The sequence below is a fragment of the Bradyrhizobium sp. sBnM-33 genome (genome assembly GCF_032917945.1).
Taxonomy (GTDB): domain Bacteria; phylum Pseudomonadota; class Alphaproteobacteria; order Rhizobiales; family Xanthobacteraceae; genus Bradyrhizobium.
In genome coordinates, this window is record NZ_CP136624.1 from 7,270,059 (window position 1) to 7,286,718 (window position 16,660).

The following is a 16,660-nucleotide window of genomic DNA, read 5'->3' on the forward strand; positions in this document are numbered from 1 at the left end:
TCCGGCTGGGTCGGTTCCCGGGCTTTCCGCCGCATTTCCGCTGACTATCGGTCCCCTTAAAATCCAGGACGGCCGCACCAATATAGAAATTGGCTGGGAGTTGGAGGGACTGATGAAACCTCATCCGCGCCCGAACCGCAAAGATTGGGAACAGATCGCCGAGGATTTGCAGCAGACGGCGGATAGGCTGCCGCCCGGCGATGACAAGGAAGCCGCCAAACGCAAGGCGTTGCAAATGAGGAAGGCGGTCGAAATCAAAAATTGGCTGACTTCCCCAGGTATGCAACCGCCGCGCTGATGCACTGCGCCGCCGGGAGCGAACCGCGGCGAAGGCCTGCTAAGGTGAATACCTGCTCGATAAAAAGCGACCCCGCCATTTGAATCGTGAATGACGGGGCCTTCGGAGCATTTCACCTTCTATGAAGGTTACTTGCTCCTTGTGGACATAACCTTCGACGCGCGATCACGTTCCGGGCTTCTTCGAGATTTTTCCTCTCGGAGATCTCTCGTCCTTGAAGTTTCTCTGCCGGTTCCACTACCAACGCTTGCATCCGGTCGCCGGCGGTCTTGTGCGGCAGCGATCCCGGTTGCGCGTGTCCTGCACGCCGTCAGGCAATTCTCGGAACTGCTTCCCCTTCCCGGAATTTCCGTAGCTGAGGCGAGGTCGAACTGCTCGCCGGCATCATCCGAGCTTGCGGATGCCGGCCCGGGCCAGCGCCGCTGGGGACCTGCGCCAGGCGCTGCGCAGCGAAGCTGCGCCGAAATCGGTCAAGGGAGATCAGCCATGCCGCAGATCCACGCGGACAGACAACCCGTTACCCAGATCACGATCGTCGAGTCGGAACCCGAGAAGCAGGCGGAGGCGTTGTCGGTCATGACCGAGCGCGCCCGCTTCATGGCGCGTCAGCCGGGCTTCATATCGATCAGCCTGCATCGCAGTCTGGATGGACGCCGCATCGTCAACTACGTGCAATGGCAGAACAGCGATCTGCTGCGATCGGCCCATCAGTCGCCGGAGTTTCGCAAGCAGTGGGGCCACCTCGACGACATCACGAGCGAGATCGATCCGCATCTGTATGAAGTTACCGAAGTGATGGATGGTGGACGGTAAGCAGCGCCTTCCGCCATGCACAAGGCGGCAAGAAGCCATCACTCTTCGCTTGCACTCTTCAACGCGGCGATCAGGTCATCGATCTCCATGCGCTTGCGGAAATCGGGATCGACGAAGCGGGCTTTTACCAATCCATCGCGGCCGACCACGAAGGTAGCCGGGATCGGCAGCACACAGCCGTCATTGCCCTGAAAACTCGCCATATCCTGATACGAAAGCAGCCGCTGGATTTCGGTACCGAGCCAGATCGCGAGGTTGAGCGACAGCGCGTAGCCGTTGTCGAGATCGGTCAGCACCGGGAACGGCGCTTCGGCCTCGGATTTGAATTCCGCGGCATAGGCCTGCGTCTCCGGCATGATCGCAACCGTCTGCGCACCTAATGCCTTGATCCGGTCCTGGGCCTGGATCACAGCCCTCACGTTCAGCCTGCAGTAAGGACACCAATGGCCGCGATAAAACATTACGGCGACCGGACCGTGATCGAGGAGTGATTTCAGGCTGATCAGCCGGCCGGTCTCGTCCGGCAACAGGAATGGCGGCATCACCTCGCCCGGCCTCGGCGCGTTTTCGCCGCCGCCGTTCTCATTGAGCCGCGCCACCAATCGGTCGACCGCTTCGCCATAGGCCGGAAAGATCTCCCGCCCCGCCGCGGCGTAGGCCTCTAGCTGCTCGCGCAAGGTGCCCTCCATGTCGCGGCATTGCTGGAACGCCTGCTTGAGGCGTTCGGCGTTGGCTGGCGATAGCGTTGTCATGGCTTGCTCCGGCATATCAGCATTATTTTCCGGCTCGGGCCGCCCCGCAAGGGCGGCCCGAACGCCGCAGCGCTACCGCTTCAGGGCAGATAGAAATTTCCGGTCGGATCAAGCATGCCCGAGGTCGAATAGAGCTGGCCCTTGTCCATGAAGAATACGGTGTTGTTGGGCACCTTCTTGGCGTTCTTCATCATTGCGTCGTGGTTCTTTGGCGTCGCAGCCATCGCCATGGCCGACATCTTGCCGGGCCCGGCATACATGTAGGCCATGCCCGGATTGAATTCCCAGGAAACTTGCGAGAAGGCGGTCGTGGCGACGGCAGCAAAGGCCGCGGCGGCAATCAAGGTCTTGGAAAGGGTGGTCATGCGGAATTCCTCAAGATTGACATCACGCCCGCCAATCGGGCGCTGACCCATCAGAGAATGGACGCCGCTTGATGTGAAATGCCGTTGCACAATCGGTTCGATAGCCACGGCGTATCGAGAGCCGCATAGCGCGGGGCTATCGAGTCAAAAGCTAGCCGGCATTTCCTCTCGTGTGCAATTTCCGCGATTATCGTGACGTAGCCGGCCAGACCATCCGGGGCCAAGGCAAAACCAGAGGAGATCACTACATGTCCAAATCCAACGTCACGTCCCGCACGGTCGGGCACGGCCTCGCGCTTGCCGGATTGAGCGCAGGTTCGATTGCTACCGCCGTGGCCGGCGAATGCCCGGCCGGGAAGATGCAGGCAAATGTCCGCCCGATGGTCGACCATAAGCCGGTCGGCGTCACCGACGTCACTCTCGGCTCGATCAATCTCGAGAAGCAGCCGGCTAATATCAAGGATCGCGAGCTGCGCTTCCGCAAGCTGACCATCGAGCCCGGCGGCATCGTGCCCTGGCACAGTCATGACGACCGGCCTGCGCTGATCTACATCCAGCAGGGCGAGATCGTCGAATACGCCAGCAACTGCTCGGAGCCGATCGTGCACAAGGCCGGCGAGATCAGGCCGGAAGTCGCCGGTACCTCGCACTGGTGGAAGAATCTCGGCAACGAGACCGTCATTCTCTATGTCGGCGACGTCCGCAAGGATCCGCACGACCACAACATGTAAGGAGCTGTAACGAGCGCCACCCGACGTCTCGTTGCCGGATGTGACGGCCTGGGGTCCCCGTGTCGCCCCACACGCCCAGGCGTCACATCCTTCTTTCTCGATAAGAGAAGCGCCATGACCGGCATATCCGCGCCGATGAAATCCCAAGCGATGGAAATGCATGGTCACTCACCGGGCGTGGCCCTGCGATCTCTCGTCATTGGCCTCACGGCGTTCCTGACCGTGGTGGATCTGTTTGCGACGCAAGCGATTCTTCCCTCGCTGACCCGGCACTACAATGTAACCCCGGCCGCGATGGGTATCGCGGTCAATGCCAGCACCATCGGCATGGCCGTCGCCGGCCTCGTCGTCGGCTTCCTGAGCCCGCATATCGATCGACGGCTCGGCATTCTCGTCAGCCTGGTCGTGCTCGCAGTCCCCACGACGCTGCTGGCGATCGCGCCTGATCTCACGACGTTTACGGTGCTCCGCATCGCCCAAGGCCTCTGCATGGCCTCGGCGTTCGCGTTGACGCTGGCCTATCTCGGCGAGCAATGCAGTTCGATGGATGCGGGCGGCGCGTTCGCGGCCTATATCACCGGCAACGTCGCGAGCAATCTGATCGGCCGGCTGGTGTCGGCGGCAGTGGTCGACACGCTCGGGCTGGCCTCGAATTTCTATTTCTTTGCGCTGCTGAACCTTGCCGGTGCAGCGCTAGTGTACTTTACCATCCATCGCGTCAAACCGATGCACGCGATGCCCTCGACGCAATCGCCCTTCGCGGCAAGGCTCGGCCATTGGCGCGACCCGGCGCTGCGCGCTGCTTTTGCCATCGGCTTTTGCATCCTGTTCGCCTTCATCGGCACCTTCACCTTCGTCAATTTCGTGCTGGTGCGCGAACCGCTGGCGCTCGGGCGGATGGATCTCGGCTTCGTCTATTTCGTCTTTGCGCCTTCCGTGGTCACGACGCTGTTTGCCGGTAGGGCGGTCGCCCGCTTTGGCACGCGGCCGGCGATCTGGGGCGCGCTGGCGGTGGCAGCCGCTGGATTGCCCTTGATGCTGTCTTCCCACCTGCCGCAAGTTTTGACCGGCATGGTGCTGGTGGGCGTCGGACGTTCTTTGCGCAGGCCTGCGCCACCGGCTTTGTCGGCCAGGCCGCCAGCGACCATCGCGGCGCTGCCAGCGGAACCTATCTTGCCTGCTATTTCCTCGGTGGCCTCGTCGGCAGCGCCATCCTGGGCCAATTGTTCGATCGGTTCGGTTGGACCGCCTGTATCACCGGGGTCGGCGCCGCGCTGGCAGTGGCGGCTCTGCTGACCGCGCGGCTCGCGCTCAAGCCGTCCGCCGGGTCTCCGGCATGAGCAGCCAGATCATCGTCAGGCCGAGCGCCGCAATCGCTGCAAGCCCGGTAAACGCGATGCTGCTGCCAAAGGTATCGCTGATATAGCCGGCGAGCACCGTGCTGAGTGACGCGCCGATGCCGGTCGCAGTGCCGACCACGCCCTGCGCCAGATTGAAGTGGCCGCTGCCATAAGCGATGTCGGCCACGATCAGCGGCACCATCACGCTGAGCACGGCCGCGGTAATGCCGTCGAACACCTGCACCAGGACCAGAAGATAGGGATCGCGCACGACCGCAAACAGCAGGCCACGGATTGCCAGTGCGCCGAAAGCCATTAGCAGCAACGGTCGCCTTCCCCAGGCCTGCGCCTTGCGGCCGACTGAGGGTGAGGTCAGCGCGACGATCGCTTGAGGTACGATGATGCAGGCGGCGATCAGCACCGGCGCCCATTGGGCCGATCGCGTCGTGACCACGCCAGCCATCAGCGGCAGCATGGCTGCGTTGGCGAGTTGAAACAGCAGGACGCCGCCGGCGAAGATCAACAGCGGGCGCTGCCGAAGCAGGTGAAGCACACTGGTCGCCTCCTTGTCGGCGGCCTTGGTATCGCCGTCCTCGCTCAAGGCACCGTGCGCCTGCGCCACGTTGATTTCCTGGCCACGAATCCGGGCAAGCGCCAACAGGGTGGGGATTGCGAGAAGGGCCGTGACGAAGAAGACCGACTGACTTGACAGCAGATAACCGCATGCGCCCATGAGCGCCGCCGCTGAACCATTACCGAGGGACGCGAAACGGGCATTGCGCCCGAGCCGTTCCCCGATCGCAAGCGGCCCAACCAGGCCGAGGCTGATCGCGGCGATAGCCGGACCCAGCACGCAGCTCGCAAGCGCGTGCAACGTGGCGGCCGCTGTCACTACCGGGAAGATCGGCCACAAGGCGTAGGCCAGCGCGGCGCAGCCGATGGTGGCGACCGCGAGCCCCGCCACCAGCCGCTCGGAACGGGCAGCATCGACGACGGCTCCGCCCGGCATCTGCCCAAGCAGGCCGATGATCCCGCCGATCGACAGCACGAAGCCAATCTCGACCTGCGTCCATTTCTGCGTCGTCAGGTAAACCGCGATGAACGGACCAAATCCGGTCTGCACGTCGGCGAGAAAGAAGATGAACCAATCGAGGCCGCGTTGGCTCTCACGCGACGGTTTGGGCCGCTCGCCGGGCGCGGGCGGCAGCGGCACAACGTTGCCCTCGCCGGCGGATCGCCCATGGCGATCGTCGTTCATCGGATCGAGCGACTGGGAGGGGCGCGCGATCAGGCCGTTTCTCCTTTATTTGTCGAAATCCCACGGCTGTAAGCGGCCGGCCGCACCGAGCACGATGACCGGCGCGTCCTGCTTGTATTCCGGCGCCGCAATCACCTGTTCCTTGGTCAGCTCGAGCGTGATGCTGTCACTCTTGTTGGCAACACGACCAAAATGCAGCGCACTCCAGTCGACGACGATCTTTCGGCTACCGACACCGAGAAAGCCGCCGAAATCGATGACGGCGGCGCGCACCGTGCCCTCGCGGTCCACGATCACATCGACGATGCGTCCCATATTTTCGTTGGCCGCACTGCGGACCTCGCGGCCAAGAATGCCGAGCGCGTCGCGGGCGCCGATCACAGTGACCGACGGCGGAGGCGCCGGTTCCTTTTTCGTGGCATCTTTCGCTGCATCAGCCGGAGCGGCACGGCTTCCCTGCGTTCCACTATCTTCCGCTGCCGAAACCGGAAGGCTCATCGCTAGCCCGGCGATCAGCGATATGATGACAATACCGGCGCGCATATGGCCCTCCTGAACTCCGAAGACGCACGGATGGGAATGCACGACCGCTAATGCGTCAACACGATCGACACCTGAATCTGTCCGCGCGTGCGCAATACCTCGAGCGACACTTCCTCGCCGTGGCGGCGCACCCTCAAATCGACGCTGGAAGGCCCGAGCCGCAGATCGCGTAATACCACCTCGTTGAGGAATTCCGGCAGGCGCGGGTCACGAAGCCGGATCTCGCCGCGCGCGGCATCGAATTCAAGGCCGAGCGCTGCTTCAAGTAGCGTAAACGGCGTCGCGCTGGCCCAGGCCTGCGGCGCGCAGGCGACCGGATAAAGCACCGGTCCGCGCCGCTTTTCCCGTCGGAATCCGCAGAACAATTCCGGCAGCCGCCGCAAGTCCATGTAGCTCGCAGCGTCGAACAGGCCCTTGAACAGATGCGCTACCGAATGTTTCAGGCCGTAGCGTGCAAAACCGAGCGCGATCAGCGCATTGTCGTGCGGCCAGATCGATCCGTTGTGATAGGACATCGGGTTGTAGCGAACCTCACCGTAGGCCACGGTGCGGATGCCCCATCCCGAATAGAATTTCTGGCTCATCAGATCGGCCGCAACGAGGCGGGCGCGGTCGGTCCGGACGATGCCGGTGAAGAGAAGCTGGCCGGCATTGGACGTTCGAACCTTGCACGGCCGCTTGGCACCATCGAGCGCCAGCGCGTAGGTGCCGAGTTCCTCGCACCAGAACGCCTCCTCGAAGCGCTCGGCCAGCAGCAGGGCTTCGGATTCGAGCTTCGCCGCCTGATCAATTTTTCCCAACCGCCGTGCGCAACGGGCGGCCAGCCGCTTGGCGGCGAAGACATAGCCCTGAACTTCCGCCAGCGCGATATAGCCTTCGGCGAGTTGCCCATCGGCATGGAAGATCGCGTCGTAGGAATCCTTCCAGCCCTGGTTGGCGAGCCCCTGTTCGGTAGCACGCTGGTACTCAATGAAACCGTCATGATCGGGGTCGCCAGGCCCGTCGATCCACCGCAACGCCGCCTCGATCGCGGGCCACAGTTCGGCCAGCGTTTCCTCGTCGCCGGTGCGCTCGACATAATAACCGGCCAACAGCACGAACAGCGATGTCGAGTCGACGCTACCGTAATATTGCGCAAACGGCACTTCGCGCAGCGCCGCCATCTCGCCGCCGCGCATTTCGTGCAGGATCTTGCCAGGTTCGGCATCGGCGAGCGGATCGACGGCCTTGGCCTGAAAATGAGCCAGCCGCCGCAGCACGCCCTGGGCAATACGCGGATCGACCCACAGCATCTGCAGTGCGGTGATCAGTCCATCGCGACCGAACGTGGTCGAATACCAGGGAATGCCCGCATAGGGATATCGCCCCTGCGGCGTTTCGGTCATCAGCATGTTGAGGTCGCCCATCGCCTGGCACAGAACCTCGTTGAAGATGTCGTTCGACGTCTCGATGCTGGCTGCGCCGATCGTCGAGCGCCGCATCTCGCGGCGATGCGCCAGCAGGCCGCGATAGAACGGTACCGGCTTCTGCATGGCAGGCTTGTTGCAGGACACCGCGACGAACAATGCGATCACTTCCTTCGGCGCCAACTCGAAATGATAGGTTGCCGAATTGACTGCGAGCCGCGTCGGCCGTGGCTCGAAATGCAACGATGTAACGCGGACCTGACCGTCGAGCCCGCTGTACTCCAGCACGACATCGCTGGGGCCAAGCAACCGGCTGGAGCCCACTCCCCGGCGCGACCGGCGCTCGCCGCGCACCTCGAACAAGTCGGCGAAGTCATTGTCGAACAACAGCGTCAGGTCGAAGCTCGCCGGCCGGTCGCCGTGATTTTGCAGGGCGATGCGCTGGTAGGCGGTACCGCGCCACAGGAAAATCGAGCGCACGATGTGCAGCGTGTCCTTCTGCAACGCCAGCCTGCCGTTGCGGTACACGTCCGAATTGGTGAGATCGATGGTCAGCGCCGAATTGTCATCGCGCAGATTGGAACCGAGCAACAGCGGCTGGACTTCGTCGAGCACCATCTCCAGCCGGGCGAGATAACGGGTGTCGGCGTTGAACAGACCGTCGGGCCCGCCGGCGGAGGCGCCGATATCGCCATGGCTGTCCAGCACGATGAATGTATCGTCGTGCTTGAGCGAGCGGCGCTGCCGCGTCGCCGGCCCCGTCATCGGGATGTAGAAAGGTGATTCCGCGACGTGTTCGGCAGCCTGAATGGTGATCAGTTGGGTGACTTCGGCTGTCATTTTGACCCCTCAAGCGATTTCCTTGCGTTGTGATGGACGCATCGGGACGCAAACGCAACTGCCACAGATCAGGCCGCATGGCTGGCGAGGCGGCCCATTTCGCGCGCGACCAATTCTCGGTAAGGCCCTCTTCCCTGCACGAGAATATCCGGCGGCCCATCTTCAATGATTCGCCCGTGATCCAGCACCACCACGCGGTCAAAATTGCGCAAGGTGGCGAGACGGTGGGCGATGGCAATCACGGTGCGTCCGCGCATCAGCCGCGCCAGCGCCTCGCGGATCGCCTCTTCGGATTCGCTGTCGAGCGCCGCCGTTGCCTCGTCCAGCAACAGGATCGGCGCGTCTTTCAGGAAGGCGCGCGCGATGGCGATCCGCTGCCGCTGCCCGCCGGAGACCTTGATACCGCGATCGCCAACCATCGTCGCCATGCCTTCGGGCAGATTTTCGATGAAATCGCAGCGCGCTGCAATCGCCGCGCGCAGCACCTCGTCGTCGGTCGCGTTCGGACGTCCGTAGCGGATATTTTCCATGATCGAGCGGTGGAACAGCGAGATGTCCTGCGGCACCACCGAGATCGCCTCGCGGAGGCTCTGCTGCGTCACCCGCGAAATGTCCTGGCCGTCAATGGTGATGCTGCCGTGCTGGACGTCATAGAAGCGCTGCAGCAGCACAAACAGGCTGGATTTCCCGCCGCCGGAATGACCGACCAGCCCGACCCGTTGTCCCGGCTGAATGCGCAAGGAGAATTTCTCGAACACCTGAACGCCGCCGGGATAGTGGAACGAGACGTTGTTGAAGGCGACGGCGGCGCCGCTGCGGATCAGCGGCTCGGCCTCGGGATGATCCTTCAATTCGTGCGGCAGCAGCAAGGTGGCGATCGCCTCCGTCAAGCGGGCAACATGCTGGGTGACGTCGACCAACGCCACCGCGAGGTCGCGCGTCGCGCTCAAAATCGAGAGCCCGAGCGTACATACCAGCACGACATCGCCGGTGGTCGCCGCGCCCCGCTGCCAGAGCGTGATAACCCACGCCAGCAGCGCGATCGTCAGCAGAATCGTCACAACGGCGTGAAGCAGCCGCAGCTTCTCGAGATAGCGGAGGCTGCGCCCACGGGCATCGAGTTCCCGCTCGACGGTGGCGTCGAAGCGGTCGTGTTCGTAGCTGAGGCCGCAGAACGCACGGACCAGCGGCAGATTGCTGATAACATCGACCATCTCGCCGTCCACCGCAGCCGCCTTGTCGGCAAAATCATCATGCAGCGGCTTGCCCGCCGCGGCGAGGTGAAACATCGCCATCAACATAATACCCGCGATGATGATCAAGCCCGCGGACATCGCCAGACTGACAGTTCCTATAAGGAGTATCGCCGAAACGGTCGCGATGCACGGCGGTAACACATTCCAGACGAACATGTTTTCGACGGTGAAGACGGCATTGGACGTCGCCGTGATACGGCTGGTCAGCATGCCCGGCAAGCGGTCAGAGAAATAGCTGGGGGCGTGACCGGTCAGGTGGCGGAACATGTCACGGCGGAGATCGCCGGTGACGCCCACGAAAGTGAAGCTCGCCGTCCAGCTCGCGACCCGCCACAGCAGATTATCCGCCGCAATAAGCGACATGAGAAAAGCGAATGCCAGCCATACGCTGCTCGCGTGCGACGAACCGGCCGTCAGGCTGTCGACCAGATACTTGACGCCATATTGCGTGCCCACCGAGCAGGCAACCGCTGCAACGACGGCAGACACAATGACCACATGGGCTCCGCGGCGCCGGCGCAGATAGCGCAAGACAAATGGAAGCGGCCGCCGCGCATATCCTGAAAGATTATCCATGTCGTCTGCAAACCTGTTGAGAGTGAAAGGGAATCCCTAACGCATATCGCGCACGAGGACGTGAACGGTGCCGCTTCGGGTTTGTGGGCGCGCGGCCATCACCGCGCAACAATTCTGCAGCATCGAGGTCGCCTCAAATCTGTTGGTGTCAGATGGCATCAGCAAGACAGTCGTGTGGAAGAACCAAGATGCGCCGACAGTTGGAACTTCGCAGATGCAAGAACGTTCCAGCTTCCGGCACGCCGGTGCCGATCTGCGGGCTGAGGGCTTTATCCAACTAACATTCGAAACAGGAGACGAGAGATGCGCATCGCGCAGGTCGCCCCGCTGACGGAGGCTGTTCCCCCCAAACTGTACGGCGGCACCGAGCGGGTGGTGCACTGGCTTACCGAAGAACTGGTAGCGTTAGGGCACGAAGTCACGTTGTTCGCCAGCGGGGATTCCCGCACCTCGGCGAAACTCGATGCGACGTGGCCGAAGGCGTTGCGCCTCGACGGCTCCGTGCGCGACCCTAACGCGCTGCACATGGTGATGCTGGAACGCGTGCGGCAGAAATGCGACGATGAAGAGTTCGATTTTCTGCACTTTCATCTCGACTACTATCCGTTCTCGCTGTTCTACCGACAGCCGACGCCGTTCCTGACCACCCTGCACGGCAGGCTCGACCTGCCGGAGCATCAGCCGGTATTCAATACCTTCTCCAAGGTGCCCGTGATCTCGATTTCCAACGCGCAGCGTCGGCCGGTGCCGCAGGCCAATTGGGTGCGCACCATTCACCACGGGTTGCCGGAGAATCTGCTGACGCCGCAGCCGGTGCAGCCGTCCTATTTGGCGGTGCTCGGGCGGATCGCGCCGGAAAAGGGCGTGGATCGCGCCATCAGCATCGCCACCCGATGCGGCATTCCGCTGAAAATCGCGGCCAAGGTCGATCGCGCCGACCAGGACTACTACGACGAGCTGATTTCCCCACTCATCAAAGCCAATCCGCTGGTTGAATACATCGGTGAGATCAGCGACCGCGAAAAGCCCGACTTCCTCAGCGGCGCCATCGGGCTGCTGGTGCCGATCGACTGGCCGGAGCCCTTCGGCCTCGTCATGATCGAGGCCATGGCCTGCGGCACACCGGTGGTCGCTTACAACCGTGGCTCGGTGGCGGAGATCATCGACCCCGGTCTCACAGGTTTCGTGGTGGAAGATGAAACCAGCGCGGTGGCCGTGGTCGATCGACTATCCACGCTGGATCGCGGCGCCATCCGCAAGCGGTTCGAAGCCCGTTTCACGGCGCGCCGAATGGCGCTCGACTATCTTGTTGCGTATCGCGGCCTAATGGAGGAAGAGCCGCGCATCAAGCTCGTGAGCAGCGCGGAGTAATAGCAGTCGCACCTGCCCTCGTCGTCGCAAGACGACCGTAGGGTGGGCAAAGCGAAGCGTGCCCACCATCGCATGGATCCGGACAGATGGTGGGCACGGCGCTCACACGACTTTGCCCACCCTACGAGATCACAACCACGTCAGGAGACCACCGTCCGTTTCGGCTCGACGATCTCGAACATCCGCGGGAATTCGTCCATCAGCATCATCAATTCGTCGAGCCGCACCGGATTGCCGCTGACCTGGATCTTGCCGGCGCTGACTGCTTCCGGGAACGTCGTCAGTTTGGCGATCACTTCGTCGAGCACGCTGCGCGGCAGCGTGAGGCTGGCGTCGGCATCGCCGGCTTGCGCACTGGCGACATAGGTCAACGCGCAGTTTTCCAGGTTGAGCATGAAACTCTCCTTGGTATCGGTGAAATTCCAGTTCAGCACGATGCGCTTGCCTTCGGCCTTGGGACCGTTGAGGCGCACGCCGAGCACGTCCCAGAGCTGCTCGGTGCGCAGCGCCGCCAGCGTTTCACGCGGCATCGCGGCGCGCGGCGGCGTCTTGGGCATCCCCTGCCGCAGTTCCTGCGCGCCGAACAGATACGCATTGCGCCAGGTCGAACTTTCCGAGGCGTAGCCGAGCTGCTCGAACGTATCGGCGAGCAACGCGCGTGCCGCCTGATTGTCGGGATCGGCGAACACTAGATGGCTCACCGCCTGTGCGACGAAGCGGAATTCGCCCCTGGCAAAATCCTCGCGCGCGCGCGCCAGGACCGCGTCCGCACCGCCCATATACTCGACATATTTTTTGCCCGATTCGACCGGCGGCAGCGGATCGAGATTGACGGGATTGGCGTCGTACCAGCCGAGATATTTTTGGTAGATCGCTTTCACGTTATGCCTGATGTGGCCGTAATAACCACGGCCATGCCAGGCGCCCTCAAGGCTCGCCGGCAGGCGGATGGTTTCGGCGATTTCGGCTGCGGTTAGCCCATGGTTCATCAGACGGATGGTCTGGTCATGCGCGAATTTATAGAGATCGCGCTGCTGCCGGATCATGGTGTCGATCCGCTCCCGGCCCCAGACCGGCCAATGGTGCTGGCCGCACATCGCATCCGCCTTGCCGCCCCACATCTGCAGGGCCTCGCCGAGATATTTCGACCAGGCCAGTGCGTCGCGTACGTCGGCGCCGCGGAACGGCAGCAGATTGTGGAAATTATGCGTGCAGTTTTCCGCAAGGTTGAGAAGCTTGTAACGCGGTATGAAGAAATGCATCTCTGCCGGCGCTTCGCTGTTCGGCGCCATCTGGAATTCGAATTCGATCCCGTCGATGGTCCGCCGGTCGCGGGTCGCGATGATCAGGTCGCTCGGGCGCACGAGCGCAACCGCCCCCGCCGCCATGGTCTTGCCAAGCCCGCAATCGACCTGCCCGCGCACGCCTTTCGCAAGAAACGGCCCGAACTGATATTGCGCGCGCCGCAGCATGGCGGGGCCGGCAATGATGTTTTCCGAAACCGCATGCTCCATGAACAGATTGGGCGCAATGATCGGCACGCTGCCGCGGCTCAGCGTTGCATCATCGAGTACGCCGCGCGCGCCGCCCCAATGGTCGGTGTGGGTATGGGTGAAGATCACGGCCGCAACAGGCCGCTTGCCCCGGTGCTGAAAGTAGAGCTCCATCGCCGCTCGCGCGCCCTCGATCGAGGTCAGCGCATCCACCACGATTACGCCGCTGTCGCCCTCGATCAGCGTCATGTTGGCGATATCGAGCCCGCGCACCTGGTAGACGCCGGGCATTACCTCGAACAGGCCATGATGCATGTTGAGCCGCGACTGCCGCCACAGGCTGGGATCGACCGTCGGCGGCGCTTCTTCCGCGGACAGGAAGCCGTAAGGCTCCAGGCTCCAGACCACCCTGCCCTGAGGCGAGGTGATCTTCGCATTCTCGATCGTGCCGAGGAAGCCGCGCGCGGCATCGTCGAAATCACGCGTGTCGGAGAACGGCAGCGCCTTTAGCGTCGCCGCATGCTGCGCGATAACGGACGCGGACGCTTCCTTTGGAGATTCCTTCGCTTCGATCGTGGCTGGTTGGCTCATTGTTGTGTGCTCCCTTACGCGAAAGAAACAGAAGGTCGAAAATTCGAACAGCGTCAGCGACACTCTAACCCTTGGAAGCACATCAAGACCGGCAGCGTGAAGCCTCTTGCCCTCGTGACCGACAAGCGCGTCGCCGATCTGCCCGATGTGCCGACGATTGCGGAGGCCGGATTTCCGGAAGCCACCATTTGCCCTCGAGCTTGCCGCGCTGATGAAGGCCTTACGAGAAGCTGACGAAGGTGATCGCGACGTCAGGCATGGCGCTGCAGTGATGTCTGCCTCCTAAACGAGCCTCACGTCATGCGAGGAGCGAAGCGACGAAGCAATCCATAGCTCGGCAAGCTGAGAAAATGGATTGCTTCGCTGCGCTCGCAATGACGGCGGGAGACGCCGACCGCCCCGTTACTTCTTCACCTTGCTGGCATCCATCTTGATGCTCGTATCCAGCATCTTGACCGAAAAAGCAGTGTTCACGTCGAACGGCTTTTCCATGCCGAGATAGGTCTGCACCAACTCGTAGTCTTTCTTCATCCGCTCGGCGTCGATCCAGCCGAGCGCCTTAGTCGTCGTGAATTCGTCCGTCATCAGGAACTTGATCCGCTCCCACTGCCGCTGCTGGTTTTCCTTGTCGAGGCCGGAGGCTTGATCCAGCAGCGCCTTGAGGCAGGGCGCGACGTCGGCGACGCAGGCGGCATAGGCCTTCTGGCTGATCTTGACGAAATCCTCGACCAGTTTTGGATTCTTTTGCAGATAGGCGCCGTTGACGATGAGCGAATTGCCGTAAGGGTTCAGCCCGATATCCTTCCAGTTGACGTAGCCGAGATCGGCGCCGAACTCGATCACCTTCAAATCGTGCTCATTGTAGAAATCGCTGATGATATCGACGGTATGGCTCTTCAGCGCCGCGATCTTGGCGGTCGGACCGACATTGACGAAGCTCACCGATTCAGGCGCGATGCCGGCGGCCTTGGCAAAGGCCGGCCACATCACCCGCGAGGCATCGCCCGGCGGATTGCCGATCTTATGGTTCGGAAAGTCCTTCGGCCCGTTCACGCCATAGCTCTTCAGCCAGTAGAAGGTCTGTCCGGTGTTGGCGTAGATGCTCATCAGCGCCACCACGTCGGCGCCCTTGCTCTTGGCCACCAGCGCGGTCGCGAGATCGGCGATGCCGAACGGCGAGCCGCCGGAGCCGACTTTCAGCGATGAGACGCCGGAGCCTTTGCCGACTTCGATCGTGAGATCGATGCCGGCCTTCTCGTACCAGCCTTGGGACTTGGCGTAATAGAACGGCGAATGATCGGCCGTCGGCGTCCAGTTCAGGATCAGGCTAACGGACTCGGCGGCCACACAGGGCGCAGCCGGCGCGGCAAGCGCAAGCGCCAATCCCGCAATTCGCAAAGCCTTCATTGCACCCTCCTCGTTCTGCAACCGATCTTGTCGTCGCGCATCCGTGACGCTACCAATGCAACAAGGGACCAGACGACTTGTCAACTATTTGGTTGGAAATGCCGAAGAAACGTTCTGAGAATACCAGGCCGCAGCGGCGCGATCCGGCCGCGACCCGCAAAAAACTGCTGACCGCGGCACGGCGCGAATTCGCCGGCAGCGGCCTCGCCGGGGCCAGGGTCGACGAGATCGCTGCGCGCGCAGGCGTCAACAAGCAGCTCGTTTATCACTATTTCGGTGACAAGGACGCGCTGTATCTGGCGGTGCTCGAATGGGTCTATGAAGAGATCCGCGCCCAGGAGCGCAAGCTCAACCTCGAGGGACTGCCACCCGAACAGGCCATCAAGAAACTGATCGAAAGTTCGTTCGATCACCTCGCCGCGCATCCGGACTTCATCGTGCTGCTGAACGACGAAAACCGGGGCGGCGCCCGGCATGTGCGCGGATCGCGAAAATTGGAAGCGATGCATTCGCCGCTGGTCAGTCTCGTCTCGACCATTCTCGACGAGGGCGTGAAGGCCGGCATATTCCGTAAAGGTATCAACCCCCTGCACCTCTATATCTCGATTGCCGGGCTCAGCTATTTTTACTTTTCGAACACGCCGACCCTGTCGGCGATCTTCGGCAAGGATCTGTCGAGCCGAGCCGCGCGGCAGGCCCGCCGCAGGCACGTGGTCGACCTGGTGATGCACTCACTGCGGCCATAATCAACCAGATGGTTGATTACTGGAAGGGGCCGCGGTAGATTGCCGCCGCGCGGCGGGGAACCGGCCGCGCATCCAAAGGGAGCGCACACGGTGTTCAGCGGTGACGGCGGATCGGCTCGGTCTTTCGCGATCATCCTGATCGTGCACCTCACCGTGATCGTGCTCTGGCAAGTTATGGTCGACGTCTTCCAGGTGCCAAAATTCATCCTCCCCTCGCCGCTCGCGACCGTCGCGACCCTGGGCTCGCCCAGCTATGCCTGGCTCTCCAATCTCGCGGTTACCGCCATCGAAATTCTCGGCGGATTCTGCCTCGGCGCGCTGGTTGGCATCGTGCTGGCCGTGCTGTTCACCTGGTCGCCGCTGGTCAGCCTGTTGCTGCTGCCGCTGTTCGTGACGCTGAACATGATCCCGAAAGTGGCGCTCGGACCGCTGTTCATCGTCTGGTTCTCTTACGGCATCTTCCCGAACATCCTGATAGCGTTTTCCATCTGCTTCTTTCCCATCCTGCTCACCACTGCGCGCGGATTGAGCGAGGTCGAGCCTGATCTGCTGGATCTCGTGAAGTCGCTGCGCGGCTCGCGCTGGACGCTGTTCCGAAAGATCCAGTTGCCAGGTGCGCTGCCATACGTGTTTTCCGGAATGAAGGTCGGCGCCATCCTGGCGGTGGCCGGCGCGATCGTCGGCGAATTCATCGCCTCAGAACGCGGGCTCGGCTACCTCATGATCCAGGTTCAATCCTCGCTCGATACGCCGGCGATGGTGATGGCAGTGGTGCTCCTGACGTTGCTCGGTGTGGCGCTGTATGGCCTCGTGCTCGGCCTCGAACGGATGTTCGTCGTCCGTGACATCCGGCTGCAATAAGACAGGGAATGAA

At 62.3% G+C, this 16,660-nt stretch carries 14 protein-coding genes and 1 pseudogene; 7 read left to right on the plus strand and 8 right to left on the minus strand.

What is annotated here, in order from left to right; translation table 11 throughout:
- Positions 1-112 precede the first annotated feature (112 nt).
- On the plus strand, positions 113-298 hold the full coding sequence (locus RX328_RS34165) for a hypothetical protein (protein ID WP_213249583.1): 186 nt from the start codon (positions 113-115) through the stop codon (positions 296-298).
- Between the two features lie 486 nt (positions 299-784).
- Positions 785-1,111, plus strand: coding sequence for an antibiotic biosynthesis monooxygenase family protein (locus tag RX328_RS34170; protein ID WP_213249581.1), 327 nt, complete (start codon positions 785-787; stop codon positions 1,109-1,111).
- Between the two features lie 38 nt (positions 1,112-1,149).
- On the opposite strand, the gene RX328_RS34175 is transcribed toward RX328_RS34170, so the two are convergent.
- Together RX328_RS34175 and RX328_RS34180 are read right to left on the minus strand one after the other, a co-directional pair.
- Complete coding sequence (locus tag RX328_RS34175) at positions 1,150-1,863, minus strand: peroxiredoxin-like family protein (RefSeq protein WP_213249579.1); 714 nt, start codon at positions 1,861-1,863, stop codon at positions 1,150-1,152.
- 80 nt (positions 1,864-1,943) lie between these two features.
- Positions 1,944-2,228, minus strand: a complete 285-nt coding sequence (locus tag RX328_RS34180; RefSeq protein ID WP_213249577.1) for a hypothetical protein — start codon at positions 2,226-2,228, stop codon at positions 1,944-1,946.
- A gap of 248 nt (positions 2,229-2,476) precedes the next feature.
- Here RX328_RS34180 and RX328_RS34185 point away from each other — a divergent pair, with 248 nt between their 5' ends.
- Entirely contained in the window at positions 2,477-2,959 is a 483-nt protein-coding gene (locus tag RX328_RS34185) for a cupin domain-containing protein (RefSeq protein WP_213249575.1), read from the plus strand.
- Positions 2,960-3,073: 114 nt separating this feature from the next.
- Positions 3,074-4,299 (plus strand): annotated as a pseudogene (locus RX328_RS34190) (MFS transporter).
- On the opposite strand, the gene RX328_RS34195 reads toward RX328_RS34190, so the two are convergent.
- The 4 genes from RX328_RS34195 to RX328_RS34210 form a co-directional block, all read right to left on the minus strand.
- Positions 4,271-5,557, minus strand: a complete 1,287-nt coding sequence (locus RX328_RS34195) for an MFS transporter (protein WP_213249573.1) — start codon at positions 5,555-5,557, stop codon at positions 4,271-4,273. The pseudogene RX328_RS34190 and the gene RX328_RS34195 overlap by 29 nt on opposite strands.
- Before the next feature lie 45 nt (positions 5,558-5,602).
- Positions 5,603-6,100, minus strand: a complete 498-nt coding sequence (locus RX328_RS34200) for a PRC-barrel domain-containing protein (protein ID WP_213249571.1) — start codon at positions 6,098-6,100, stop codon at positions 5,603-5,605.
- A gap of 47 nt (positions 6,101-6,147) precedes the next feature.
- Complete coding sequence (locus tag RX328_RS34205; protein WP_213249569.1) at positions 6,148-8,346, minus strand: amylo-alpha-1,6-glucosidase; 2,199 nt, start codon at positions 8,344-8,346, stop codon at positions 6,148-6,150.
- Between the two features lie 68 nt (positions 8,347-8,414).
- Positions 8,415-10,178, minus strand: coding sequence for an ABC transporter ATP-binding protein (locus tag RX328_RS34210; protein WP_213249567.1), 1,764 nt, complete (start codon positions 10,176-10,178; stop codon positions 8,415-8,417).
- A 303-nt stretch (positions 10,179-10,481) separates the two neighbouring features.
- On the opposite strand from RX328_RS34210, the gene RX328_RS34215 reads away from it, so the two are divergent.
- The gene (locus RX328_RS34215; RefSeq protein ID WP_213249565.1) at positions 10,482-11,549 is read left to right on the plus strand and encodes a glycosyltransferase family 4 protein; all 1,068 of its coding nucleotides are present in this window, start codon (positions 10,482-10,484) and stop codon (positions 11,547-11,549) included.
- Between the two features lie 140 nt (positions 11,550-11,689).
- On the opposite strand, the gene RX328_RS34220 is transcribed toward RX328_RS34215, so the two are convergent.
- Positions 11,690-13,633 (minus strand): alkyl/aryl-sulfatase, encoded by a 1,944-nt coding sequence (locus RX328_RS34220; protein WP_213249563.1) that lies wholly within the window; start codon positions 13,631-13,633, stop codon positions 11,690-11,692.
- A gap of 402 nt (positions 13,634-14,035) precedes the next feature.
- Positions 14,036-15,040 carry an ABC transporter substrate-binding protein gene (locus RX328_RS34225; protein ID WP_213249559.1) on the minus strand — a complete coding sequence of 335 codons (1,005 nt, stop codon included), beginning with the start codon at positions 15,038-15,040 and terminating at the stop codon, positions 14,036-14,038.
- A gap of 98 nt (positions 15,041-15,138) precedes the next feature.
- On the opposite strand from RX328_RS34225, the gene RX328_RS34230 reads away from it, so the two are divergent.
- Positions 15,139-15,786, plus strand: a complete 648-nt coding sequence (locus RX328_RS34230; protein WP_213249557.1) for a TetR/AcrR family transcriptional regulator — start codon at positions 15,139-15,141, stop codon at positions 15,784-15,786.
- Between the two features lie 90 nt (positions 15,787-15,876).
- On the plus strand, positions 15,877-16,647 hold the full coding sequence (locus RX328_RS34235; protein WP_213249555.1) for an ABC transporter permease: 771 nt from the start codon (positions 15,877-15,879) through the stop codon (positions 16,645-16,647).
- The last annotated feature ends 13 nt before the right edge of the window (positions 16,648-16,660 follow it).

What these genes read in the sequence shown, in the direction of transcription:
- RX328_RS34220 (WP_213249563.1), bottom strand. Translation starts at nt 13,633, where the DNA reads ATGAGCCAACCAGCCACGATCGAAGCGAAGGAATCTCCAAAGGAAGCG.
- RX328_RS34195 (WP_213249573.1), bottom strand. Translation starts at nt 5,557, where the DNA reads ATGAACGACGATCGCCATGGGCGATCCGCCGGCGAGGGCAACGTTGTG.
- RX328_RS34200 (WP_213249571.1), bottom strand. Translation starts at nt 6,100, where the DNA reads ATGCGCGCCGGTATTGTCATCATATCGCTGATCGCCGGGCTAGCGATG.
- RX328_RS34210 (WP_213249567.1), bottom strand. Translation starts at nt 10,178, where the DNA reads ATGGATAATCTTTCAGGATATGCGCGGCGGCCGCTTCCATTTGTCTTG.
- RX328_RS34175 (WP_213249579.1), bottom strand. Translation starts at nt 1,863, where the DNA reads ATGACAACGCTATCGCCAGCCAACGCCGAACGCCTCAAGCAGGCGTTC.
- RX328_RS34230 (WP_213249557.1), top strand. Translation starts at nt 15,139, where the DNA reads ATGCCGAAGAAACGTTCTGAGAATACCAGGCCGCAGCGGCGCGATCCG.
- RX328_RS34180 (WP_213249577.1), bottom strand. Translation starts at nt 2,228, where the DNA reads ATGACCACCCTTTCCAAGACCTTGATTGCCGCCGCGGCCTTTGCTGCC.
- RX328_RS34215 (WP_213249565.1), top strand. Translation starts at nt 10,482, where the DNA reads ATGCGCATCGCGCAGGTCGCCCCGCTGACGGAGGCTGTTCCCCCCAAA.
- RX328_RS34165 (WP_213249583.1), top strand. Translation starts at nt 113, where the DNA reads ATGAAACCTCATCCGCGCCCGAACCGCAAAGATTGGGAACAGATCGCC.
- RX328_RS34185 (WP_213249575.1), top strand. Translation starts at nt 2,477, where the DNA reads ATGTCCAAATCCAACGTCACGTCCCGCACGGTCGGGCACGGCCTCGCG.
- RX328_RS34170 (WP_213249581.1), top strand. Translation starts at nt 785, where the DNA reads ATGCCGCAGATCCACGCGGACAGACAACCCGTTACCCAGATCACGATC.
- RX328_RS34225 (WP_213249559.1), bottom strand. Translation starts at nt 15,040, where the DNA reads ATGAAGGCTTTGCGAATTGCGGGATTGGCGCTTGCGCTTGCCGCGCCG.
- RX328_RS34205 (WP_213249569.1), bottom strand. Translation starts at nt 8,346, where the DNA reads ATGACAGCCGAAGTCACCCAACTGATCACCATTCAGGCTGCCGAACAC.